Source organism: Pseudomonas sp. GW822-FHT04C11 (assembly GCF_058800905.1).
Map to the genome: position 1 here is coordinate 236,507 of NZ_JBXAMS010000006.1, position 23,284 is coordinate 259,790.

Below are 23,284 nucleotides of genomic sequence, written 5' to 3' on the forward strand. Positions count from 1 at the left end.
TGCTTAGAAGTTCACGCCGACGCTGAGCGCAACGAAGTCGCGATCATCCACGGTGCTGTACTTGCCGCCAAAGAAGTTGGTGTAGGCGAGGCTCGCGGTGTAGGTGTTCTGGTACTCGGCATCGAGACCCAGGCTGACCGCTTTGCGACCTTCCTCGAAGTTGCCGCCAGGGCCTGGCGAGTAACCGCTGACGTCATGCGACCAGGCGACGTTGGGCTTGAGGTTCACACCGGCGAAGACGTCCGGGTATTCCCAGATGGCGCGGGCGCGGTAGCCCCAGGAGTTGGCGGTGGTGAAACCGTCGTTGTTGCAGTTGGAGCTACGGTTGTTGGTCGCAGCACCTGGCCCGGCACCGTTGATGGTGGAGGTGTTAAGAATCTGCGAGCAGGTGTCCAGACCGCCCGTGGCGGGCAGTTCGCCTGGGCCGAAGACCGGATCGCGGCCATAACGGACATCGGACGTGCTTTCGAGGCCACCGACGTGAGTCAGTCCGACTTCACCCACCACAGTCAGACGCTGGGCGCCCATGACCTGATCGAAGAAGTGCGTGAAAGTGGTCTGGATCTGGGTGATTTCCTTGCGGCGATAGCCGTGCAGGTCTTCCCCTGGAACACCCTGGAGCAACGAAGCGTTGGTCAGCGCGCCACCCAGCGGACGAACACCGGCGAAGAGGATATCGGTGGAGTTCAACTGCACCGGCGCATTCGGCCGGTAGCTGATCTCACCGCTCCACGCCGTACCGGTAGGCAGGGTGGTGGAGAAGCTCAGGCCATAGAGGCGGATGTCTTCCGGGTACTCGACGAAGTACTGCGAATTACCCGCGACCAGCAGCGGCCCGAGGGCCTGGAACGGACCGGGCAATGCCTTGACGCCGTTGTAGACCGACTGCGGAGCACCAGTGGCACTGAAGATCGGCGCACGGCTGTGGTAGTTCATGAAGTAGGCACCGAACTCGGTGTCCAGCGGATCGAACATGTACTTGAACGCCGCCCCCCACTGGCCGCTGTTACTCGCCTCGCGGTCTTGCCCGCGACGCACCAGCACGCCCTCTTCGTTGACGTTGACACCGTTCGCGGCCAATGGCCCCAAGGCGACGGCGGGGATGGTCGAACGCTTGTTCAGGACGCGCAGGTTGTCGGTGCAACCGTTGGCAATGATGTCTGGCTGCGAGAAGAAGGTACCGCAGTTGTCGACAACGGTCTGGTCCCAGCCGATCTGGTAGAACGCTTGAGCCGACAGATTCTCGGTCAGGCTTTGCGAGATGTAGAACATGTTGACCGGGATCAGGCCTTCCTTGATCTCGGCACCGGGACGACGGAATGCAGACACGTCGATCGGGTTGATCGAGTTGATGCCGCCGCCGATGAAGGTACTTTCACCCCAGTTGACCACCTGTTTGCCCAAGCGCACGGAACCCGGCTCATCGGCAATGGAGTAGTTGTGGTAGACGAAGGCGTCGAGGATTTCCCCACCCGACGACTTGGCGCCTTCCTTGCGTCCCTCATTACTGACGTTCTTGAATTCCAGGTCCTGGTTTTGCAGCGCGAAGTCGTACCAGTATTTACCGCGCACGAAGACGCCGGTATCGCCGTATTTCAGCTCAAGGTCATGGATGCCCTTGAAGATTTTCGAAAAGGCTTGCCCGCTCTTGAAGTTCAAGTGCCCGTCATCGGAGGTCTGGGACAGGCCCTTGCCACCGTTGTTGACACCGATCAGGTTCTTGTTCGGTTGTTGGGTAGACACGCTCATGCCCAGGGAGAGGGACGAGTCGAACTGACCTTCGATTTCACCGACGTTGAAACTGACGCCGAATGCGGGTCCGGCGAGCGTAGAGGCGAGACTGACTGCCAGAGGCAGTTTCGCCCGGCGCCAGAACTGGTTTATTGATGTCATCGACGCTACTCCATGTGCTTTATTGTTATGGCATTGAGCACTTCTAAAAACGCTCTGAATAACGGGGAGCCCATGTCGTCCCGAAGTCATCCAAAGTTGCATCGCCCCGTTTTGTGCGTTTGCCCCGTTCTTAAAAATCCTTGAGCGGACTATAGCCAGCAGGTAGTACTGCTTGATCCCTCTAAAGTGTGATTTGCAGCCCCCACCACTCTGGAACAGTCCTGTTGCCAATCCGACAGATGTCGGCCTGGCAAGGATGGCTGAAAATTCTGAATAAACAAGCCAAGCGCTTGCTTGGTGGGCTTGCCGGGCCCTTTCGGGCCCGACAAAGGACGCTTACAGCGTCGAAAGGAAGGTGCTGTTGCTGGCCTGCCATTGTGCGATGTCGACGCGGATACGCTTCTTGTCGAGCTTGCCGACACTGGTCTTGGGAATTTCAGTAACAAGGGCGATCTGGCTCGGGATGGCCCACTTGCTCAGGTGCCCCAGTTCGACGAAAGGCTTGAGGTGCTCCTTGAGTTCCCTGGCGCCTATTGCATGGCCTTCACGGAGCACCAGCAAGGCAAACGGGCGCTCGCCCCATTGCGGGTCAGGGATACCGACCACTGCTACTTCCCGTACCCCCGGATGGCGGCTGATCAGGTCTTCGAGGTCGAGGGAGGAAATCCACTCGCCACCGGTCTTGATCACATCCTTGATCCGGTCACGGATGTCGATCACCCCCATGCTGTCCAGGGTCGCCACGTCGCCCGTGTGCAGCCAGCCCCCGGCCCAGAGCTCTTTGCCCTTCTCGGGTTCGTTGAAATAACCTTCGGTGAGCCACGGCGCACGCAGCACCAGTTCGCCCTGGGACTCGCCGTCGGCCGGCAGGAAGTTGCCATCAGCGTCGATGATCGCCGCTTCCACCAAGGGACCCGGCACGCCAGCCTTGATGCGATACGTGGTGCGTTCGTCTTCGGTGCCGGCCATCAGCTCATCGTTAAGGTGAGCGCAGGACACCAGCGGACCGGTTTCCGACATGCCATAGGCGGCGGTCAACTGAATGCCCTTGGCCTTGGCCGCTTCGTACAGCGCGCGGTTCAGGGCGCTGCCGCCGATGACGATTTTCCAGCCGCCGAAATCCGTGCCTTGCGCGGACTTGGCGTTGAGGACCATTTGCAGGATGGTCGGCACGCAATGGGAGAAGCTGACCTTTTCCTTGCGCCACAACTCCACCAGGTATTCCGGGTCGTAGCGGCCGGGGTAAACCTGCTTGAGCCCCAGCATGGTCGCCACGTACGGCAAGCCCCAGGCATGCACGTGGAACATCGGGGTGATCGGCATGTACACGTCGTTGGTGCCCAGCAGGCGCACGCTGTCGATGCTGCCCATGATCGTCGATACGCCCATGGTGTGCAGCACCAGTTGCCGATGGGTGAAATACACGCCCTTGGGATTGCCGGTGGTGCCGGTGGTGTAGAAGGTGGTCGCCACCGAGTTTTCGTCGAAATCTTCGAAGGTGTACTGGGTGCTCGCGGCAGCCAGCAGTTGCTCGTACTCGCCGACCAGGTTGGGCAAGTCGGCGGTTTTTTCCGGCAGATCGGTGAGCAGCAGGGTTTTCTCGACCGTGGTCAGGTGCCCGGCAAGCGCCTGGTACAGCCCGACGAACTCACTGTTGACCAGCACGAAGCGGTCCTCGGCGTGGTTCATGGTGTAGAGAATCTGTTCGGGCGACAGGCGCACGTTGATGGTGTGGATCACCGCACCGATCATCGGGATGGCAAACATGCATTCGAGGTAGCGATGGCTGTCCCAGTCCATCACGGCCACGGTATCCCCGGCCTTGACCCCGGCCGCCGTGAGCACGTTGGCCAGCCGCGCGACACGCTCGATGAGGGTCGGGTAGCTGTAGCGCAACTGGTCGCGGTAGACAATCTCGCGGGTTTTCTCGTAACGGCTGCCGGACATCAGCAGCCGCTTGATCAACAGCGGGTATTGATAAGCGCCTTCGGCTGGCGGAATAACGCGCGTCTCCAACATAAGCATCCCTTTATCTGACTACACGGTCGTGACTGAAAAGATAAGCACTTTAGTCAGCCGGAGCGCCAGCTAAATCAGCCAAAGGGATGATTTGCAGAGCCGTACAAATGCTAGCTTTGCGCCAGCATTTGTTTCCGAGAGTGGATCAATGCATCTCGGTCAGGGCCAGCTTCACGCCGATGGCGATCAGCACCACGCCCATCGTGCGGTCGAACCAGTGGCCCATGCGGGCAAAACCGGCCCGTACGCGCTGTTGGCTGAACAGCATTGCCACCAGGCAGAACCAGATCGCGGTGGCTGCCGCCAGGTAAACGCCGTAACCGGCCTGAATCGCCAGCGGTGTGTGCGGGTTGATCACCACGGTGAACAGCGACAGGAAAAACAGCGTGGCTTTGGGGTTCAGGCCGTTGGTCACGAAACCTGAGGTAAATGCGCCGCGTGCGGTGCGCTCGCCGGCTTCCTTGTGCAGGTTTTCAGTGGCAGGTTTCGCCGGCTGCGCGCGCAGCGCCTTGAAGCCGATGTACAGCAGGTAGGCGGCCGCCAGCCATTTCAGCGCGTTGAACAGCATGATCGACTGCGAGACGATCAGGCCGATACCGAGCAACGAGTAGCCCACGTGCAGGAAAATCGCCGAGCCGACACCCAGCGCCGTCCAGGTCCCGGCGCGACGACCGTGGGTCACGGCCTCACGCACCACCACGGCAAAGTCCGGACCAGGGCTTGCCACGGCAAGCAGGTGAATCAGGGCAACGGTCAAAAACTCTGTCCAGTACATGGGGGGGCTCCTTTAGGCCAGGCCGATCAATCGAAGATTTCTTGGTCAAACATCATACCGGTGGCGAGGGAGCTTGCTCCCGCTGGGTTGCGAAGCAGCCCTGAACCCTGCAACCGCGTTTCGTCAGGTGTACCGCGTTGGCGGCTTTGCGACTGCTGCGCACTCGAGCGGGAGCAAGCTCCCTCGCCACAGTTTTGGTGTCTGTTTTAGCTCAGGGCATAACAACTTGTTTCATCTGGTAGGCTCGGCAGAGTACGCCTTCAGACTCCTGCGCAAAAGGTACAGTTAATGACGAACAATCGCCGCGCCGTATTCCTCGACCACAGTTCACTGGACCTCGGCGACCTCGACCTCAGTGGGTTGCAGCAGTGCTTCGACGACTTGCAACTGCGCTCGCTGACCACGCCCGACAACATCGTCGAACGGCTGCAAGGCGCCAGCGTGGCAATCAGCAATAAAGTCCCGCTGAACGCCGAAACCCTCAAGGCCTGCCCCGAACTGCAGCTGATCCTGATCGCCGCCACCGGCACCAACAATGTCGACCTGGCCGCCGCCCGCGCCCAAGGGATTACCGTGAGCAACTGCCAGGGTTATGGCACGCCGTCGGTGGCGCAGCACACGATCATGTTGCTGCTGAACCTCGCCACCCGCCTGAGCGATTACCAGAAAGCCGTCGCTGAAGGTCGCTGGCAGCAGGCCAAACAATTCTGCCTGCTGGATTTCCCGATCGTCGAACTCGAAGGCAAAACCCTCGGCCTGCTCGGCCATGGTGAATTGGGTGGCGCCGTCGCGCGGCTGGCCGAAGCCTTTGGCATGCGCGTGTTGCTCGGCCAATTGCCTGGGCGTCCGGCCCGCGCCGACCGCTTGCCGCTGGATGAGCTGCTGCCGCAAATCGACGCGCTGACCCTGCACTGCCCGCTCAACGAACATACCCGTAACTTCATTGGTGCCCGCGAACTGGCGCTGCTCAAACCCGGCGCCTTTGTGGTCAATACCGCACGCGGTGGACTGATCGACGAACAGGCCTTGGCCGATGCGTTGCGCAACGGGCATCTGGGCGGCGCGGCGACCGACGTCCTGAGTGTCGAGCCACCCACCGCCGGCAATCCGCTGTTGGCCGCCGACATCCCGCGCTTGATCGTCACCCCGCACAACGCCTGGGGCAGCCGCGAGGCGCGGCAGCGGATCGTCGGTCAACTGACCGAAAACGCCCAAGGCTTCTTCAGCGGTACAGCGCGGCGGGTCGTCAGTTGATAAACTGCCGCACTTTTTTTCAAGGAGCAGAGTATGGATCCGCGCAGTGAAGTACTGCTTCGTCAGGCTGAGTTGTTTCAAGGCGAGTTGCTGCTGGCCGGTTTGCCCGCCGATGACTTGCTGGGCAAATTGCCCAACGCTCACGGCTGGTGCTGGCACGCAGGTGATCAAGCGGCGCTGGACGCACGCTTTGCCGAGCGCAGCCACTTTGGCGTGAATGCTCCGAGCCGCGAATTTGAAACGGCGGTGGTGTTCCTGCCCAAATCCAAGGACCTGACCGATTACATCCTCAATGCCCTCGCCTCGCGCCTGGCCGGTCGCGAGCTGTACCTGGTGGGTGAAAAACGCAGCGGCATCGAAGGCGCGGCCAAACAGCTGAGCCCCTTCGGCAAACCGCGCAAGCTCGACAGCGCCCGCCACTGCCAGCTCTGGCAGGTCACCGTGGCCAATGCGCCCGAGGCCAAATCGCTGGAAAGCCTGGCGCAGGAATACGAACTGCCGCTGGCTGAAGGCCCACTGAAAGTGATCAGCCTGCCGGGCGTGTTCAGTCACGGTCGACTGGATCGCGGCAGCGCGCTGCTGCTCGAACATCTGGACAAACTGCCAAGCGGTCACTTGCTGGATTTCGGTTGCGGTGCTGGCGTGTTGGGCGCGGCGGTGAAACGGCGTTATCCACACAACACCGTCACCCTGCTCGACGTTGATGCGTTCGCCGCTGCCAGCAGTCGCCTGACATTGGCGGCCAACGGCCTGGAGGCCGAGGTGCTGACCGGCGATGGCATCGACGCTGCACCGATGGGTTTGAGCGCGATTCTGAGCAATCCGCCGTTTCATGTCGGGGTTCACACCGATTATCACGCCACGGAGAATCTGCTGCGAAAAGCAGCCAAACACCTGAAAAACGGTGGCGAACTGCGCCTGGTAGCCAACAGCTTCCTGAAGTATCAGCCGCTGATCGAGGAGCATCTCGGTGTGTGTGCGATCAAGGCCGAAGGGCAAGGTTTCCGGATCTATCGGGCCAAGCGCGGCTAGAAATTAGCGCTTGCCGAATGGCTTTTGCCTAGGCAGAATCCGCTCCGTCCTAGGGGAGTAGTCTCCCACGAGCGCCATGCTCGTCCGGCATACGTCAACATACTTGGTCCTCAGACCATGGCGTATGCGACCCAAGCGTCCACTCAGATGGATCGCAGGGTTTGACAAGACCTATGACACGCACACCTTACCCGGGGCGGGAAGGCTGTACGTGTCATAGCCGTGTCGACCCGCCCCTTAGGAAAACCCTGATGCTGGATTCTCTTCTCGTTCCCACCGCCGTCGTTGCCTTGGCTGAAATCGGCGACAAGACGCAACTGCTCGCACTCATTCTCGCCGCACGCTTTCGCAAACCCTGGCCGATCATCGCCGGTATCGTCGCTGCAACCCTGGCCAACCACGCGGCGGCGGGTGCTGTCGGTGCCTGGTTCGGGAGTTTCTTCTCGGATGCGACGCTGCACTGGATCCTCGCCGCAAGCTTTACCGCGACCGCGCTGTGGACCCTGGTGCCGGACAAGATGGATGAGGACGAAGCCAGCACTGCGCGCAAATTCGGGCCGTTCCTGACCACGCTGATTGCGTTCTTCCTCGCCGAGATCGGTGACAAGACCCAGATCGCCACCGTGATGCTCGCCGCTCAGTACCCTGAGTTGTGGCTGGTGGTCATTGGCACTACGCTCGGCATGCTGATTGCCAACGTGCCGGTGGTGCTGGCGGGTAATTTTGCCGCAGACAAACTGCCCCTGACCCTGATCCGCCGCCTGGCAGCATCGGCGTTCTTCATCCTGGCCATCGTCGCGGTGTACAAGGCGATGCAAAGCAGCGGGTGGGTGTAACACTTTCGACTGACATGTCACTGCCTGGTAGATAACTGTGGCGAGGGGGCTTGCCCCCGTTGGGGTGCGAAGCAGCCCTCACCCCTGCAACCGAGATCCGCCAGATACACCGCACTCGCTGGCTTTGCGACTGCTGCGCACTGGAGCGCCAGCCCGGTCGAACGGGGGCAAGCCCCCTCGCCACAAGAGCTGCACGACTTCAGCTCTTGTGGCTCACTTCAGGATTCAGGATTTTTTGGCCTTCAGATAAAGCGGCATGACTTTCGGAATCGCTGCCTGGAGCGACGCAACCCGGCTGCTGGACGCCGGGTGAGTGCTCATGAATTCTGGCGGCGAACCTTCGGAAGCCTTGCTCATCTTGTCCCACAGGGTGATCGCCGCGTTCGGGTTGTAGCCGGCGCGGGCGGCCAGTTCCAGGCCGATCAGGTCAGCTTCGTTTTCATTGGCGCGGCTGTTGGGCAAGGTCATGCCGTAGTTGGCCACGGTGTCGGCCAGGGCCAGCGTGTCCTGCCCCAACCCGAGCAAGGCACCGGCGCCCTGCTTGGCCATTTCGATGCCATAGGCCTTGGACATCGCTTCACGACCATGCTCACGCAAGGCGTGGGCGATTTCATGGCCCATGACTGCGGCGATTTCATCGTCAGTGAGTTTCAGGCTGTCGATCAACCCGGTATAGAAAATGATCTTGCCGCCAGGACCGCAGTTGGCGTTGAGCTCGTCACTCTTGATCAGATTGACTTCCCACGTCCACTGCGCCGAATCAGGACGGAAGACCGGTGCCTGCGCGATCAGCCGATTGGCAATCGCCTGGACCCGCTTGGCCTCGCTGCTGTTCTTGTCCAGCACACCCTTGTTGCTCGCCTCACCCACAGTCTTTTGGTAGGACTGGGCATACATCTGGTTGACCTCATCGGTCGACAGCATGCTGAACATGTACTGCTTGCGCTCCACGCCCACCGCGCCGCCGTTGGTGGTGTTGACCGACTGGCAACCACTGAGCAGCAGACTTGCACCCAGTGCACACAAAACCAATGCCTTACTCATGAACAGCCTCCCTGGAAATATGGCGCGTATCCTAGGCGGTGCTTTGTATCAGCGCTAGATACAACAGACATGTAGCACGTCATTTACCGATACATTCCCCCTCACTGTCGCAATAAATTCATAAAACACTGTCCCCGAGAACACCCGGGCCTGACACCTGTCTCTATGCGACCCGCACAGATCAAAAACAGTCATCGGCAAAAAAACCACTCATGGACCGCCTCACGTGCGCCGATACAACCCGGCAGACGTCATATTGCGTGCGGAGTCTTTATGAAATTCAAGTCGATCCAGTTTTCTGTCGCCGCGCTTGCCGGCGCCATTGTGCTCAGCGTGGTGGCTGCGCTGGTGCTGTATGCACTGTTTTCCGGCGCGCGAACCCAGGAGATGGTCCAGCAGCGGACCCAGGCGCAATTCGAGCAAGTCATCGAACAACGCCTGCGTGGGCTGGCGCAAACCCAGGTCAGCCAGATCCAGCGCGAACTCGAAGCGCCCCTGCTGATCGCCGGCGGTCTGGTTCGGGTCAACGCCTTGATCGGCTCCCAGGATGCCGACGGCAAACCGGCGCTCACCCTCAGCCGTGAGCAGTTGATCAACCTGATCAAGGAAAACGTCGCGAAAAATCCGAAGATTCTCGGCACGTACATCGGCTGGGAACCAAACGCACTGGATCACAATGACGCGGCCTACATCGGCAGTAAAACCGTCGGCATCGACGCCACCACCGGGCGCTTCCTGCCGTGGTGGTTTCGCAACGACAATGGCACGCTGGGCGTCGACAAGCTGGCGGATGTCAACGACCGTACCGTGTTGTCCACGGGTGTGCGCTCCAGTGAGTACTACCTGTGCTCCCAGGAAAGCAAAAAATCCTGTGTGATCGATCCGGCGCCTTACAAGGTCGGCGACAAGATCGTCATGCTCGCCTCCTTTATTGAACCGATCATGCTCAACGGCACCTTTCAGGGCATCGTCGGCGCTGACTTGTCGGTGAACTTCATTCAGGAAATGCTCCTGGCTGCGAACCAGAAGCTTTATAACGGTGCCGGCGAAATGGCCCTGATTGGCGGCAACCAGCGTCTGGTCGCCTACACCAAGGACCCGAGCAAGTTCGGCGAAAAGGTCAGCGACATCCTCGACGCCACTCAGGTTGCCAACCTCGGCAAGCTCAATCGCGGCGAAGTGACCTATAACGTCGACAAGGCCAACGGCAAGATCGAGCTGTACCTGCCGTTCGGCATCGGCCAGACCGATGCACGCTGGACCCTGCTGCTGCAATTACCGTTGAACGCGGTCATGGCCGACCTGCAACAGCTGCAAGGCGACCTGAACACCCAACGCAAGGCCGACACCTTTGGCATGGCCATGGTCGGTCTGGTGATTGCCGGCCTGGGCTTGCTGGTGATCTGGCTGGTGGGCCACGGTATCGCCCGACCGCTGAAGCAGATGGTCGCGATGCTCGATGACATCGCCCAGGGCGAAGGTGACCTGACGCGCCGCCTGAGCAGCGACCGCGCCGACGAACTCGGCTCGATCGCCAAGGGCTTCAATACCTTCCTCGCCAAGTTGCAGGCGATGATCACCCAAGTGGTGACCTCGGTGCAGAGCGTCAGCGATTCGTCCGAACACACCGCCGACATCGCCATTCGCACCAACCTCGGCGTACACAAGCAAATGGCCGAAATCGATCAGGTGGCCACCGCGGTGCAGGAAATGACCGCCACCGCCCAGGACGTGGCGCGCAATGCGACCCAGGCTGCCCAAGCCGCCAGCCACGCGGATCAGGCCGCCGCCCAAGGCATGCAGATCGTGCGCGACACCTCGACCTCGATTGGCGTGCTCGCGGTGGAAATCGGTAAAGCGGTCGGCGTGGTGCAAACCCTGGCCAAGGACAGCGAGAACATCAACGCGATCCTGATCGCCATTCGCGGGATTGCCGAACAGACTAACTTGTTGGCGTTGAACGCGGCCATCGAAGCCGCCCGCGCCGGTGAGCAAGGCCGGGGTTTTGCGGTGGTGGCCGATGAAGTGCGCAACCTGGCGCAGAAAACCCAGCAGGCAACTGAAGAAATCCAGTCGATGATTCAGCAGTTGCAGCAAGGCACGCGCGACGTGGTGCGGGTGATGGAAGACAGCCAGAACAAGACCGACGAAAGCGTGCAGCACGCGGCCAAGGCAGCGCAGGCGCTGGAGACCATCACTCAGGCGGTGTCGGTAATCAACGACATGAACACCCAGATCGCCAGCGCCGCCGAAGAGCAAAGCGCGGTTGCCGATGACATCAACCGCAACGTGATCAATATCGGTCAGGTGGCCAACGAAGTCGCGGGCGGCGCGGATGAATCGAGCGCGGCCAGCGCCGACCTGACCAAACTGGCCGAGCAGCAGCGGCGGTTGATCAATCAGTTCAAGGTCTAGAAATCGCCGGAAGGTCCTGCGGACCTTATCGCGGGCAAGCCTTGCTCCTACAGAGGTGACCGGACCGCATAAAACGGCATGCCGCAGCACCGTAGGAGCAAGGCTTGCCCGCGATGGCGTCAGCACAGGCGCCACCCATCAGCCCGGCGTCAGGCATTCCGGCGCATTGAGTTTCGGATCATTCACCAGGTTCGCCAGCACCCGTTCGCGCAAGGCGGCCGGTTCGCTGGCAAGCAGCGCCTGCAAGGTGTGCAACGGGGTTTCGGGGTTGAGCCAGGCCTCTTGACCAGCGGCATCGAGAATCAACGGACGACGCTGACTCGAGGCGGCCTGAGTCACCACCGCCGTGCTCAGCCACACCTGTTCCTGCACCGGATACGCTTCCCAGATCGCCGCAAAAAACAGCGCCGAACCTTCGCCTGGCGTCAGCCAGTACGGGCGTTTACGGGTAGTGCCACGCCATTCGTAAAAGCCGTTGGCCGGCAACAGGCAACGGCGCAGACGGAAAGCCTCACGAAACATCGGTTGCTCGGCGACGGTCTCTGCCCGCGCATGGGCCGGAGTCTTCGACAGGTCGGTCAGCCACGGCGGCGTCAGCCCCCAACGCGCGCGGGCCAGCGTGCGCTGCCCCGCCTCGGCGCGCAGGATCAGCACCGAATCATTGGGCGAAATATTCCACTGCGCCTGCTGATCGGCCGGGAAGCCGGGCAAGGCCGCGAACGCGGGGTTCCAACGAAACAGGGCAAAACGTCCACACATGGGGCAACACGACTCTGAACAAAAACGGACGTCAGCCTAACAGACCAGGACGTCGGGGAAGCTATCCGGTTCGTCGCCGGGCATTGGCAGTGCGGCATTGTACGCAGCGATCAACTCGCGCGCGTATTGCGCCTGATCGTTATCCACCGCCAGTCCAAGCAGCCCGAACACCGGCAACTCGCCCGCGCCGCCCAGCAGATCACGCCCCACCAGATGCGCCTCGACCCCTTCGCTGGCCAGCATGCCCTGCAACAACTCACCTTCCATCAGGTTTTCCGGTTCGTAAATGCGCTGCATAGCCGCCACCCTTCACTCGTTTTCGCTGTGAACTTCGAGCATCCATTCATGACCATCGGTCTGCAGAGTAAATGTGATAGGCCGACAACACACGGGGCAATCCTCGATATACGTCTGATCCCCTCCCGACAAATCCAGAACTGCCTCTGACTCTTCACCACAATAAGGACATTCGTAGCGCTCGGTTTCCAGCATCGCGGTCTCCCAAGTGACTTGTGCGTATAATCGCCGGTCTATTTGCAGGGCCATTTTTGTTTGAGCGTATTTTTCAGACTGTACTCCTGCCGTAATCGATCCAATCCATTACTTACCCTAGCCGTTTCTAACAAGAGAGCATGATGGGCGAATTCGATACCATCCGACCTTACGACGACAGCGAAGTCCCAGCGGTGCTGGCACGGTTGCTGGGCGACAAGGCGTTTCTAGATATCCTCACCCACTTCCGCTTCCCGCGTTTTGCCGGTGCTTTTGGCTGGATGCTCAAACCACTTATAGCTTATCGGCTGCGCCGTGAGTTTGCCGGCGTCCGTTCGGTTGCAACCTTGCAGGACAAGGTCGAGTTTTATGTCGACCACACTATCGAGCGGGCCACCGACGGCGTGACCTATACCGGCGTCGAGCAATTCAAGTCCGGCCGCGCCTATCTGTTCCTGGCCAACCACCGTGACATCGTGATGGACCCGGCCTTCGTCAACTACGCGATCTACCACGCCGGCCTGCCGACGCCGCGCATCGCGATTGGCGACAACCTGCTGCAAAAGCCCTTCGTCAGCGATCTGATGCGCCTGAACAAGAGCTTTATCGTGCACCGCTCCATCAGCGGTCGGCGCGAGAAGATGGCGGCGTATCAGTTGCTCTCGGCCTATATCAATCACTCGATCCTCAACGACTGCCAGTCGATCTGGATCGCCCAGGCCGAAGGCCGCGCCAAGGACGGTGACGACCGTACCGAGTCGGCGATCCTCAAGATGTTCCACATGAGCCGCAAGGACGAGCCGTTTGGCGAGGTCATCCAGTCGCTGAACCTGACACCGGTGTCGATCAGCTACGAGTACGACCCGTGCGATCAGGCCAAGGCCCGCGAGCTGTACATCCGCGCTACCACCGGTAGCTACACCAAGGTGCCCGGCGAGGACGATGCAAGCATCGCCAAAGGCATCACCGGCTACAAAGGCCGGGTCCACGTGAACTTCGCGGCACCGATCAGCGAGCTGTTCGAAGACACCAAGCAACTGGCAATCGAGATGGACCGGCAGATCCTCGGCGGTTACCGGTTGTTCCCGGTGCACTACCTGGCGTACGCCCAATGGAGCAACGCCGACCCGCAACTGCAGGTGCCGAGCGCAGCCACACTGTTCCCGGCCGAGGAACTGGCCAAGGCCCAGCAAGAATGGCAAAGCCGCCTCGATGCCTGCCCCGAGGAACATCGGCCGTTCCTGGTGCTGCAATACGCAACACCGGTGCGCAATCAGTACCGGGTCAAAGCGGGTTTGCCGCTGTAAGGTTTCGGCTGAATACAAAAACGGCGCCTCGGGGCGCCGTTTTCATGTGCGATGAAAACCTCAAAAATGCCGGCTGATCCACGACAGCAGTAGCGCCAAGGCCAGGCAGGCAAAGCCGAAACGGTAGCAAAACCGGTTCAGGCGCAGTGTCGCGCTTTCCGGAAACAGCAGCGGTTCATCGATCGCCTGTACCGCGCTTTGTGCCTCCAGGTTCTTCAGCGCCAGCCGCTCGCGGCGACGGGTCACGTGCAACAGCCAGGCACCGGGCAAGGCGATCAACAACGCAAAAAGATTCATCAGGCTCCCGGGATGAGCGCTGACAGCAGACCAGCTCATATGCAGCGACATCATGCCCCTTACGTAAAAAACAGCACTTGTGGCCTGAAAACAGCGGCAAGTGGCCAGACGCTTTTTACGCCCCGCACTTTGCACTCCAGTGACCAGTAATTTACTGATTAATGCGCACTGTCACCTGAACGTCACCTTAACAAGCCAGTCTGTCGCCCCTCGAAACCGACACGGAGCCTGTCATGCTGCACGCAGAAATCCAGGATCGCCTCTACCTCATCACCCAAAGCGACGAACAACAAAACCTCGTCGGCAGCCTCGCCTTCAACGTCCAGGACCGCCACTGGCTCGTCTACTGCGCCCTGGGCGGCCACCCACACGCCGACCTGCCGGAAACCGACCTGTTGACCGGCGTGAGCATGCTGGATTTTTATGTAGAAGCGGCCTAGTAGCCGCGCCCCTCCCCCCACCACTCAGGCCGGCCGGCAGGCCGCCGTGCTTTGCTGTTGATCTTGATCCACCCGCCCCTATCGGGAGGCCGAGCGCAGGTGTTCATCAGGGGGTGGGCGCGCAGCGCCGTACGGCGCAGCCGGACACATCGAGAGGAGGTCGTCGCGCAGCAGACCGTAGGCGATGCCCCCTGATGGACACCGTAGCGAGGGAACGCCGAGCCTAAGCGAGGTGCCGTACGCTTGGGGCGAAGACCTTTGCTTCCTTTGGGGCGTCTGCCAAAGGGAGTCGCTGTAAGAGCGAAACCGTAAGTGGCCGTTACCGCAGGAATGGATATGTACACCTGCAAGAGATTGGTCGGCTGTCAGGCCGCCATCGCGGGCAAGCCCGGCTCCCACAATGGATTGGTGTACATCTCCCACAATGGATTGATGTACATCTGCAAGAGATTGGTCGGCTGTCAGGCCGCCATCGCGGGCAAGCCCGGCTCCTACAGAAAGCCTCCCCCCAAAAAACCGGCAGGCACAAAAAACCCCGGAGCCATCACTGACACCGGGGTTTTGAGGATAACCAGCCGTTATTGGGCGAGCATCTGACCCACCGTCGGATCCTTGAACAACCGGGTCAACGCATCACTCAACACATCACTCACCAGCTTGGTGTTGGTTTCCTGATTCGGCGCCATACCAAAACGCTGATTCAGCGACGCCGCATAACGGCCACTGTAACGATGGTTGGCATTCTGCACATCAGAGCGGAAAGCCGCGCCAATCGTCGCCTCAGTCACATACATGCCTTCTTTGGGCGACTGATACGTCAGCTCCGCCAGCGTCACCGTCAACTGCGGCACGTTGTAGGCATTAGGCGTTGGCGTGAAACCCAGCAAACGCACAGCCGCTTCGGCCTGGGCCTGCAGCTTCGGCAGGATTTGCGCACCTTGCACCGTGATTGCGCTGGTTTCAGGGTACAGGCCACCACGAGTGCCCAAGGTTGGCGACGGACGGCCATCAACCACCCTCACCACCACCGGCTGACCATGTCCGACCGGCGCCAACTGAGTCGTCAGTTTCGGCTCCGGGGCTAGTTGTTGCGGGCTGTTGGCGCAGCCAACCAGGGTCAAGCTGGTCACAGTGATCAAACCGAACAACAGGCGTTGCAACATGCGCTACTCTCCAGATACAAATACAGACAGACCCGCAGTATAGCGGGGGGCAGCACCTTCGAACCAGCAACCCTGAACACTTGCTGAAGAGATACGCAATGTCACGTGTATCGGGTGCTCCGTAACGCCAGTGTCATGCCACACTGCTAACTTCAAGGCCGTCTCACCTCGAGGGCATTGCCATGCAATTTCTTTGGTCGCTGTTTGCTTCACGCCGCAAATATCGCTACTTCGCCCAGCTCGACAGCAATCAATGCTGCCTGGCGTTCAAGCACTGTCGCGTGCCGCCAGAGGGCGATGGTTGGGTGGAAATCGAAGAGATTCGTCTCAACTGGCTGCACCAGCCGCTGCCGGCCAGCGCCCGTCTGAGCCCGCGCAATGCTCATGCACGGTTGCATGCCGTTTAGCCCACCTGACCGAATGGCTAATAAAAGTCATTAAACACGACCATTTCCCTGCGTTTCTTCGCTACAATCTCCCCCCGATTATAAGGACGTCTCCTGATCGGGCCTCGCAGCATCGTCAATGCGCTTGTATTGACAACCCCCGCACCGCCCACAGAGAGCCGCCCACACAGATCGAGTGAAGCTGGCGAGCTTGCTGTTTATCCTGCAAACCACCACTTTTCGCGAATCTGCCAGAGCTGTCGTTACGCTCGGTCACTGAGCTGTTTGCCCGTTTTGCCTGCCCTGTATCCCATGGCGGCAATCCATGCGGACACGGTGCCAGGCTGGGACAGCCCTTTTTTGAGGTTCACGTCTTCAAAAGAGCGTGAAAAAAACGGGTTTTCACAACTTCACAAGAGTGTGGCGAGCAAATGAATAGTTTTGCGTCTGAATATGCACCATTAGCGTCTACAACAGCCCAACGACACAGGACCGAGTACTCCTCAAGAACTGGAGCCTGAAGCCTGTCCACTACGGATTTGGTTGCACAAACGGACGTATCGACCATAAGTCGAATTGCCTCCCGCGCGCTGAAGTGAGTTCATAGGAACCCTGAGCCCGGTAGGTAGCGTCTGTCGAAGTTGCAAAAAATTGCGAAGATTCGGACATGGCGATCCTGGCCATGGGTGACCCGGGGCTCTACAGAGCATGCCCCGTCACGCCTGGCAGCTATGCCGACAATTTGGTGCTGCAGATTTTGGAGACGCGTTAAATGGCGCATAACGAAGCAGTCGACGTAGTACTGGTTGGGGCCGGCATCATGAGTGCCACCCTTGCTGTATTGCTCAAAGAGCTCGACCCCGCGATCAAGCTGGAAGTCGTCGAGCTGATGGATTCCGGTGCCGCGGAGAGTTCCAACCCGTGGAACAACGCCGGTACCGGGCACGCCGGGCTGTGTGAGCTGAACTACACGCCACAGGCCGCTGACGGCAGCGTCGACATCAAGAAAGCCGTGCACATCAACACCCAGTTCGAGGTGTCGAAGCAGTTCTGGTCCTACCTGACCCGAAAAGGCACCTTCGGCTCGTCGAAATCCTTCATCAGCCCGGTCCCGCACCTGAGCTTCGTGCAAGGTGACGCAGGCGTTTCCTTCCTCAAGGAACGTTTCAAGGTGCTGAGCAAGCACCACGCCTTCTCCGAGATGGAGTACACCGAAGACAAGGCAAAAATGGCCGAATGGATGCCATTGATGATGCCTGGTCGTCCGGCCGACGAAGTCATCGCCGCAACCCGCGTGATCAACGGCACCGACGTCAACTTCGGCGCCCTGACCAATCAACTGCTCAAGCACCTGACCAGCGCACCCGATGCCCAGGTCAAGTACTGCAAGCGCGTGACCGGTCTCAAGCGCAACGGCAACGGCTGGACCGTCAGCATCAAGGACGTCAACAGCGGCAACACCCGCGAAGTCGATGCCAAGTTCGTGTTCCTCGGTGCTGGCGGCGCGGCCTTGCCGTTGTTGCAGGCTTCGGGGATCGAAGAAAGCAAAGGTTTCGGCGGTTTCCCGATCAGCGGCCAATGGCTGCGTTGCGACAACCCGGAAGTGGTCAAGCACCACCAGGCCAAGGTCTACAGCCAGGCAGCAGTGGGTTCGCCACCGATGTCGGTGCCGCACCTGGATACTCGTGTCGTCGATGGCCAGAAGTCCCTGCTGTTCGGACCTTACGCCGGCTTCACCACCAAGTTCCTCAAGCACGGTTCGTTCATGGACCTGCCAATGTCGGTTCGCCTCGGCAACATCGGCCCGATGCTGGCCGTGGCGAAAAACAACATGGACCTGACCAAGTACCTGGTCAGCGAAGTGATGCAATCGATGGAACAACGCCTGGAATCGCTGCGCCGCTTCTACCCTCAGGCCAAGGCCGAAGACTGGCGTCTGGAAGTCGCTGGCCAGCGCGTGCAAATCATCAAGAAAGACCCGAAAAAAGGCGGCATCCTGCAGTTCGGTACCGAACTGGTTGCGGCCAAGGACGGATCGCTTGCCGCGCTGCTCGGTGCCTCGCCTGGCGCCTCGGTCACGGTGTCGATCATGCTTGAGCTGATCGAAAAATGCTTCCCGAACAAAGCCAAGGGTGAGTGGGCAGCCAAGCTGGCCGAAATCTTCCCGGCCCGGGAAAAAGTCCTGGAAACCGATGCTGCGCTGTATCGCAAGATCAATGCGCAGAACAACATCGCGCTGGAACTGGTTGAAGAAAGCAGCGAGACCCCAAGCTTCGCTTGAGGCCCCCGCATAAAAAAACGCCCCGTTCTCGTTGAGAGCGGGGCGTTTTTTTATGGCTTTTGAAAGATCTTAGCCGCGAGCTTTCTGGATCAACTCGATGTAGTCGGCGGCATTACGCTGATCCTGGATCAGGGCAACGAAGTCCTTGCCGTGCTCGTCCTTGCCATCCAGGTCGTAACCGGCCTCGATGAAGAACGCCAGGAAACGCTCGAAATCGTCGATACGCAGGCCACGGTAGGCCTTGATCAGTTTGTGCAGGGACGGTGATGTCGCGTCGACCGGTTCAAAATCGAGGAACAATTTGATCTGCGCATCGCCGATCTCGTCACCAATCACCTGTTTCTTATCTTTACGCATTGCCGACTCCAGCTCGCAGACATCTCACGGGGCGGGCAGTTTACCCCCGCCCCGCCCCAAGCCTCAACGACCAGCACTCAATGCGTGCGCCCGGACAATGCGCCTGACGGAAAAGCGCTTGGTGCGCTGACGCGCTCGTATACAATATTCGCCATCACGCCTGCCGGGATTCATTCACGTGCCTCTACCCAGCTTCAATGCCCCCAATCTGGGGATTGTGCCTTCAGCGTCGGAAGTCATCGTCAAGCATCTGCGCGAGGCCATCATCGGCGGTCACTTTGCCGAAGACGAACCGATCCGTCAGGACGACATCGCCCGCTTGTTCAATGTCAGCAAGATCCCCGTGCGCGAGGCGCTCAAACGCCTTGAGGCGGAAGGCCTGGTGCAGTTTCAGCGCAACAAGGGCGCGGTGGTGACGAAGATTTCCGAGCCCGAGCTGGCGCAGATCTTTGAAGTCCGGGTGCTGCTGGAGGTCCAGGCGATTCGCCTGGCCGTGCCGAACATGACCGAAGCCACGTTCGCCCGCGCCGAAAGCATCTGTGCCGAGTTCCTCGACGAAAATAACATCGGGCGCTGGGCCGAGTTGAACTGGGCGCTGCACGCCTGCCTCTACGAGCCGGCGCAGCGGCCGTTCCTGCTCAACCTGATTCGCTCGATTCACGACAAGGTCGAACGCTACCTGCGCATGCAGATGAGTTTTTCCGAAGGCAAGGACCGTGCGGACCACGAGCACCGCGACATTATCGCCGCGTGCCGGGCCGGTGACGCCGACAAAGCCGCCGAACTGATCGAGCAGCACATCATTGGTGTGTGCCGCACGCTCTATGAACACCTGCCCAATGCCCCCGCGCGGATCTGATCGGGTGTGCCGATTTCGTCATCGGTAACGGTTAAAACCCTCAAGCCATCCCGCGCCTCAAACGCCAGTCTTGCACAGACATTTCCTGTGCAAGGTGGCGCCCTTCATGAAACGTATCCACGTCCTCGATTCTCACACTGGCGGTGAACCGACACGCCTGGTGATCGCCGGTTTCCCGGAACTGGGCAGCGGCTCCATGGCCGAACGCAAGCGCCGCCTCGCCGAAGAGCACGACCACTGGCGCACCGCCACGGTACTTGAACCGCGCGGCAGCGATGTGCTGGTTGGCGCCCTGCTCTGCGAGCCGCAAGATCCCGAAGCCTGTGCCGGGGTGATTTTCTTCAATAACAGCGGTTACCTCGGCATGTGCGGTCACGGCACGATTGGCCTGGTGGCCTCGCTGGCGTATCTCGAACGCATCGAGCCTGGTGTGCACCGGATCGAAACCCCGGTCGGCACGGTCGAGGCGACGTTGCACGCGGATCGCTCGGTCAGCGTGCGCAACGTCCCGGCCTATCGCTATCGCAAGGCCGTGCAACTGACACTGCCGGGTTACGGCATCGTCAGCGGCGACATCGCCTGGGGCGGCAACTGGTTTTTCCTGATCGCCGACCACGGCCAACGCATCGCCAGCGACAATCTTGAAGCCCTGACCGCCTACACCTGGGCGGTCCGCGAAGCACTGGAGAACCAAGGCATTCGCGGCGAGGACGGCGGCGAAATCGATCACATCGAGCTGTTTGCCGACGACCCGGTGGCCGACAGCCGCAACTTTGTCCTCTGCCCCGGCAAAGCCTACGACCGCTCGCCTTGCGGCACTGGCACCAGCGCCAAGCTGGCGTGCCTGGCAGCCGACGGCAAATTGCAGCCCGGTGAAGTCTGGCGCCAGGCCAGTGTGATCGGCAGCCAGTTCGAAGCCAGCTACGAGCGGCTCGACGAGCAACACATCATTCCGACGATTCGCGGTCGCGCCCACATGAGTGGCGAGAGCCACTTGTTGCTGGAGGAAGACGACCCGTTCGTGTGGGGCATCGGTTCATGAATGCCGACGTCATTGTCATCGGCGCCGGTATTGTTGGCAGTGCCTGTGCCTTTGAGCTGGCGCAACGCGGGCTCGACGTGCTGGTGCTCGACAGCCAGCGCGGCGGCGCCACGGCAGTCGGCATGGGTCACCTGGTGGCGATGGATGACAACCCGGCCGAACTGGCGCTGAGCCAATACTCCATTGAACTCTGGCGGCAGTGGGTGCCGCGTCTGGACCCCGATTGCGCCTACCGCAATTGCGGCACGCTGTGGCTGGCCGCCAATGACGAGGAAATGGCCGGCGCCGAGCACAAACGCCAGACGCTCAAGGCCCGCGGCATCGCCTGCGAAATGCTCGACCCGCGTGCACTCTACGAAGCCGAGCCAATGCTCCGTCCCGGCCTGAGTGGCGCGTTGAAGGTCAGCGGTGACGGCATTCTCTATGCGCCAAACGCCGCGCACTGGCTGCTCAAGCAAAGCGCTGGGCGGATCACTCGGCGCACGGTCGAGGTCACGCAGGTCGACGGCAATCAGTTGCGCTTGAGCAGCGGCGAGCGGCTGCGTGCCGAAGCGGTGGTGCTGGCCAACGGCATTCACGCTACCGAGCTGTGCCCCGACCTGCCGATTCGCCCGAAGAAAGGCCATCTGCTGATCACCGACCGTTACCCCGGCAAGATCCATCACCAACTGGTCGAACTGGGCTATGTCACCAGTGCTCACGCCAGCGAAGGCACCTCGGTGGCCTTCAATGCCCAGCCACGTCCGACCGGGCAACTCTTTCTCGGCTCATCGCGTCAGTTCGACACCACCGACTTGAGCGTCGAACCGGCCGTGTTGGCGCGCATGCTGCGCCGGGCGATCGACTATTTGCCGGAACTGGCCGGGATGAACGCTATCCGCAGCTGGACCGGCCTGCGCGCCGCCACGCCCGATGGCTTGCCGCTGCTCGGCGAACACCCACAGCAAGCAGGTTTGTGGCTGGCGGCCGGGCATGAAGGATTGGGCGTGACCACCGCCCCCGGCAGCGCACAGCTGTTGGCCGCGCAGCTGTGTAATTCCACCCCGGCCATCGACCCGACGCCTTACCTGCCGGGGCGTTTCCTGTCCACTGCACAAGGGTTACGCGCATGATTGAAGTGAGTCTCGACGGCCGCAGCGTAACGGTCGATGCCGGCACGACGGTTGCGGCGCTGCTCTATCTGGCAGGCGACGGCTGCAGCCGAACCTCGGTCAGCGGTCAGCGCCGGGCACCTTTTTGCGGGATGGGGGTTTGCCAGGAGTGCCGGGTGAACATCGACGGGCAGCGCCGCCTCGCCTGCCAAACCACCTGCCGCACAGGCATGCGCGTGGAGACCCGGCCATGAATGTCGAGCTGCTGATTATCGGCGCAGGACCGGCAGGCATGGCGGCCGCGTTGGCCGCCGCACCGAGCGGCGCACGCATCGCCATCATCGATGACAACCCGGCGCCCGGCGGGCAAATTTGGCGTGATGGGGTTAACGCACACTTGCCGGCCAGTGCCCAGGCTCATCGCCAGAAACTCGCAGCGGCAAGTAACGTGCAGGTGTTCAATTCGACACGCGTGGTCGCCTTGGCCGGCCCGAAAAAACTGTTGCTGGAAGACCCAGAACACGGCTGGATCATCGAGTACGAACAACTGACTCTGTGCACCGGTGCCCGTGAACTGTTGCTGCCGTTTCCTGGCTGGACCTTGCCCGGCGTTACCGGCGCAGGCGGGTTGCAAGCGCTGATCAAGGGCGGCATGCCGGTGGCTGGCGAGCGGCTGGTGATTGCCGGCAGTGGTCCGCTGCTGCTGGCCAGCGCCGCCACCGCGAAAAAGGCGGGCGCTCAGGTTTTGCAGATTGCCGAACAAGCACCACTGAGTGCGGTCGCCGGATTCGCCTTGCAACTGCGCAAATGGCCGGCCAAAGGCCTGCAAGCGGTTCAACTGTTTGATCGTCACTACCGCTGCGACAGTCATGTCCTCGAAGCCTATGGCGACAGTCACCTGCAAGGCGTTCGCCTGAACCGTCAGGGGCGGATCGTCGACATCCCCTGCGAGCGACTGGCCTGCGGCTTCGGCCTGATCCCCAATACCCAATTGGCCCAAGCGCTGGGCTGCGAATTAAAGGACGACGCAATTGCCGTCGACACCAGCCAGCTCAGTAGCCTGAACGGGCACTATGCGGCGGGCGAATGCACAGGTTTCGGAGGCAGTGAACTGGCGCTGGTCGAAGGTGCCATCGCTGGGCTGATGGCCGTTGGCGAAGTGCAGCAGGCCCGCGCGCTCTGGCCACAACGGCAACACTGGCAAGCGTTCGCCGATCAGTTACGGCGCAGCTTTGCCCTGCGCGATGAACTCAAACAGCTGGCAACGCCCGACACGCTGATCTGCCGTTGTGAAGACGTGGCACTGTCGGCGCTCAAGACTTGCACCGGCTGGAACCAGGCCAAACTGCACACCCGTTGCGGCATGGGCGCCTGCCAGGGGCGAGTCTGTGGCGCGGCGACCCGTTACCTGTTCGACTGGCCACAACCGGCGCCACGCCCGCCGTTTTCCCCAACGCGCATCGATACGCTGTTGCAGCTTGCCGAGCTTCCCAATGGCGCGTCCGTCACCGTAGAGTAAGGCCCTCATCCCTGCGGGCCGCC

The 23,284-nt window shown here is 60.8% G+C and carries 24 protein-coding genes and 1 riboswitch; of the genes, 14 read left to right on the plus strand and 10 right to left on the minus strand.

Features of this window, described 5'->3' with window-relative positions; translation table 11 throughout:
• Positions 1-3: 3 nt before the first annotated feature.
• From AC1RJ3_RS12605 to AC1RJ3_RS12615, 3 genes are all read right to left on the minus strand, one after another.
• On the minus strand, positions 4-1,893 hold the full coding sequence (locus tag AC1RJ3_RS12605; protein WP_054595666.1) for a DUF1302 domain-containing protein: 1,890 nt from the start codon (positions 1,891-1,893) through the stop codon (positions 4-6).
• Between the two features lie 336 nt (positions 1,894-2,229).
• Positions 2,230-3,912 carry a fatty acid--CoA ligase gene (locus AC1RJ3_RS12610; RefSeq protein ID WP_054595665.1) on the minus strand — a complete coding sequence of 561 codons (1,683 nt, stop codon included), beginning with the start codon at positions 3,910-3,912 and terminating at the stop codon, positions 2,230-2,232.
• Positions 3,913-4,057: 145 nt separating this feature from the next.
• Positions 4,058-4,687, minus strand: coding sequence for a LysE family translocator (locus AC1RJ3_RS12615; protein WP_054595664.1), 630 nt, complete (start codon positions 4,685-4,687; stop codon positions 4,058-4,060).
• 288 nt (positions 4,688-4,975) lie between these two features.
• On the opposite strand from AC1RJ3_RS12615, the gene AC1RJ3_RS12620 reads away from it, so the two are divergent.
• The 3 genes from AC1RJ3_RS12620 (at position 4,976) to AC1RJ3_RS12630 (ending at position 7,809) form a co-directional block, all read left to right on the plus strand.
• Entirely contained in the window at positions 4,976-5,941 is a 966-nt protein-coding gene (locus tag AC1RJ3_RS12620; protein ID WP_054595663.1) for a 2-hydroxyacid dehydrogenase, read from the plus strand.
• 33 nt (positions 5,942-5,974) lie between these two features.
• Positions 5,975-6,973 carry a methyltransferase gene (locus AC1RJ3_RS12625; protein ID WP_054595662.1) on the plus strand — a complete coding sequence of 333 codons (999 nt, stop codon included), beginning with the start codon at positions 5,975-5,977 and terminating at the stop codon, positions 6,971-6,973.
• Positions 6,974-7,012: 39 nt separating this feature from the next.
• Positions 7,013-7,136, plus strand: a riboswitch (yybP-ykoY riboswitch).
• A gap of 88 nt (positions 7,137-7,224) precedes the next feature.
• Positions 7,225-7,809 carry a TMEM165/GDT1 family protein gene (locus AC1RJ3_RS12630; RefSeq protein WP_054595661.1) on the plus strand — a complete coding sequence of 195 codons (585 nt, stop codon included), beginning with the start codon at positions 7,225-7,227 and terminating at the stop codon, positions 7,807-7,809.
• A 225-nt stretch (positions 7,810-8,034) separates the two neighbouring features.
• Here AC1RJ3_RS12630 and AC1RJ3_RS12635 read toward each other — a convergent pair whose 3' ends face one another.
• A complete protein-coding gene (locus AC1RJ3_RS12635) occupies positions 8,035-8,853 on the minus strand; it encodes a M48 family metallopeptidase (protein WP_054595660.1) in 819 nt (272 codons plus the stop codon).
• 273 nt (positions 8,854-9,126) lie between these two features.
• On the opposite strand from AC1RJ3_RS12635, the gene AC1RJ3_RS12640 reads away from it, so the two are divergent.
• A complete protein-coding gene (locus AC1RJ3_RS12640; RefSeq protein WP_493079211.1) occupies positions 9,127-11,268 on the plus strand; it encodes a methyl-accepting chemotaxis protein in 2,142 nt (713 codons plus the stop codon).
• Between the two features lie 138 nt (positions 11,269-11,406).
• Here AC1RJ3_RS12640 and AC1RJ3_RS12645 read toward each other — a convergent pair whose 3' ends face one another.
• Genes AC1RJ3_RS12645 through AC1RJ3_RS12655 form a run of 3 tightly spaced genes read right to left on the minus strand, consistent with a single transcriptional unit; the run spans position 11,407 to position 12,519 of the window.
• The gene (locus AC1RJ3_RS12645; protein WP_493079212.1) at positions 11,407-12,027 is read right to left on the minus strand and encodes an SOS response-associated peptidase; all 621 of its coding nucleotides are present in this window, start codon (positions 12,025-12,027) and stop codon (positions 11,407-11,409) included.
• A gap of 36 nt (positions 12,028-12,063) precedes the next feature.
• Positions 12,064-12,324: a putative signal transducing protein gene (locus AC1RJ3_RS12650; protein WP_054595657.1), complete on the minus strand. Its 261-nt coding sequence runs from the start codon at positions 12,322-12,324 to the stop codon at positions 12,064-12,066.
• A 12-nt stretch (positions 12,325-12,336) separates the two neighbouring features.
• On the minus strand, positions 12,337-12,519 hold the full coding sequence (locus tag AC1RJ3_RS12655) for a CPXCG motif-containing cysteine-rich protein (protein WP_081013733.1): 183 nt from the start codon (positions 12,517-12,519) through the stop codon (positions 12,337-12,339).
• A gap of 140 nt (positions 12,520-12,659) precedes the next feature.
• Between AC1RJ3_RS12655 and AC1RJ3_RS12660 the strand changes: the two genes are divergently transcribed.
• Positions 12,660-13,826: a 1-acyl-sn-glycerol-3-phosphate acyltransferase gene (locus AC1RJ3_RS12660; RefSeq protein WP_103320205.1), complete on the plus strand. Its 1,167-nt coding sequence runs from the start codon at positions 12,660-12,662 to the stop codon at positions 13,824-13,826.
• Positions 13,827-13,886: 60 nt separating this feature from the next.
• Here the strand turns inward: AC1RJ3_RS12660 and AC1RJ3_RS12665 are convergent, their stop codons facing one another.
• Complete coding sequence (locus AC1RJ3_RS12665) at positions 13,887-14,174, minus strand: hypothetical protein (protein ID WP_493079213.1); 288 nt, start codon at positions 14,172-14,174, stop codon at positions 13,887-13,889.
• Between the two features lie 182 nt (positions 14,175-14,356).
• Here AC1RJ3_RS12665 and AC1RJ3_RS12670 point away from each other — a divergent pair, with 182 nt between their 5' ends.
• Both AC1RJ3_RS12670 and AC1RJ3_RS12675 read left to right on the plus strand, forming a co-directional pair.
• On the plus strand, positions 14,357-14,563 hold the full coding sequence (locus AC1RJ3_RS12670; RefSeq protein ID WP_054595654.1) for a hypothetical protein: 207 nt from the start codon (positions 14,357-14,359) through the stop codon (positions 14,561-14,563).
• Between the two features lie 336 nt (positions 14,564-14,899).
• Positions 14,900-15,160, plus strand: a complete 261-nt coding sequence (locus AC1RJ3_RS12675) for a hypothetical protein (RefSeq protein WP_493079214.1) — start codon at positions 14,900-14,902, stop codon at positions 15,158-15,160.
• Here AC1RJ3_RS12675 and AC1RJ3_RS12680 read toward each other — a convergent pair.
• Entirely contained in the window at positions 15,142-15,726 is a 585-nt protein-coding gene (locus AC1RJ3_RS12680) for a YajG family lipoprotein (RefSeq protein WP_054595653.1), read from the minus strand. The genes AC1RJ3_RS12675 and AC1RJ3_RS12680 overlap by 19 nt on opposite strands.
• 182 nt (positions 15,727-15,908) lie before the next feature.
• On the opposite strand from AC1RJ3_RS12680, the gene AC1RJ3_RS12685 reads away from it, so the two are divergent.
• The gene (locus tag AC1RJ3_RS12685; RefSeq protein ID WP_347928922.1) at positions 15,909-16,133 is read left to right on the plus strand and encodes a hypothetical protein; all 225 of its coding nucleotides are present in this window, start codon (positions 15,909-15,911) and stop codon (positions 16,131-16,133) included.
• Positions 16,134-16,884: 751 nt separating this feature from the next.
• Positions 16,885-18,393, plus strand: a complete 1,509-nt coding sequence (gene mqo, locus AC1RJ3_RS12690) for a malate dehydrogenase (quinone) (RefSeq protein ID WP_347928921.1) — start codon at positions 16,885-16,887, stop codon at positions 18,391-18,393.
• A 69-nt stretch (positions 18,394-18,462) separates the two neighbouring features.
• Here mqo and AC1RJ3_RS12695 read toward each other — a convergent pair whose 3' ends face one another.
• Positions 18,463-18,750 (minus strand): PA4642 family protein, encoded by a 288-nt coding sequence (locus tag AC1RJ3_RS12695; RefSeq protein ID WP_103318468.1) that lies wholly within the window; start codon positions 18,748-18,750, stop codon positions 18,463-18,465.
• Positions 18,751-18,928: 178 nt separating this feature from the next.
• On the opposite strand from AC1RJ3_RS12695, the gene AC1RJ3_RS12700 reads away from it, so the two are divergent.
• The 5 genes from AC1RJ3_RS12700 (at position 18,929) to AC1RJ3_RS12720 (ending at position 23,261) form a co-directional block, all read left to right on the plus strand.
• Positions 18,929-19,609 carry a GntR family transcriptional regulator gene (locus AC1RJ3_RS12700; protein WP_216741273.1) on the plus strand — a complete coding sequence of 227 codons (681 nt, stop codon included), beginning with the start codon at positions 18,929-18,931 and terminating at the stop codon, positions 19,607-19,609.
• Between the two features lie 106 nt (positions 19,610-19,715).
• The gene (locus tag AC1RJ3_RS12705) at positions 19,716-20,651 is read left to right on the plus strand and encodes a 4-hydroxyproline epimerase (protein WP_493079215.1); all 936 of its coding nucleotides are present in this window, start codon (positions 19,716-19,718) and stop codon (positions 20,649-20,651) included.
• Positions 20,648-21,763: an NAD(P)/FAD-dependent oxidoreductase gene (locus AC1RJ3_RS12710; RefSeq protein ID WP_493079216.1), complete on the plus strand. Its 1,116-nt coding sequence runs from the start codon at positions 20,648-20,650 to the stop codon at positions 21,761-21,763. The genes AC1RJ3_RS12705 and AC1RJ3_RS12710 overlap by 4 nt, the downstream gene beginning before the upstream one ends.
• Entirely contained in the window at positions 21,760-21,996 is a 237-nt protein-coding gene (locus AC1RJ3_RS12715; RefSeq protein ID WP_054595646.1) for a (2Fe-2S)-binding protein, read from the plus strand. The genes AC1RJ3_RS12710 and AC1RJ3_RS12715 overlap by 4 nt, the downstream gene beginning before the upstream one ends.
• The gene (locus tag AC1RJ3_RS12720) at positions 21,993-23,261 is read left to right on the plus strand and encodes an FAD-dependent oxidoreductase (protein ID WP_493079217.1); all 1,269 of its coding nucleotides are present in this window, start codon (positions 21,993-21,995) and stop codon (positions 23,259-23,261) included. Before AC1RJ3_RS12715 ends, AC1RJ3_RS12720 begins: the two co-directional genes overlap by 4 nt.
• Positions 23,262-23,284 lie beyond the last annotated feature (23 nt).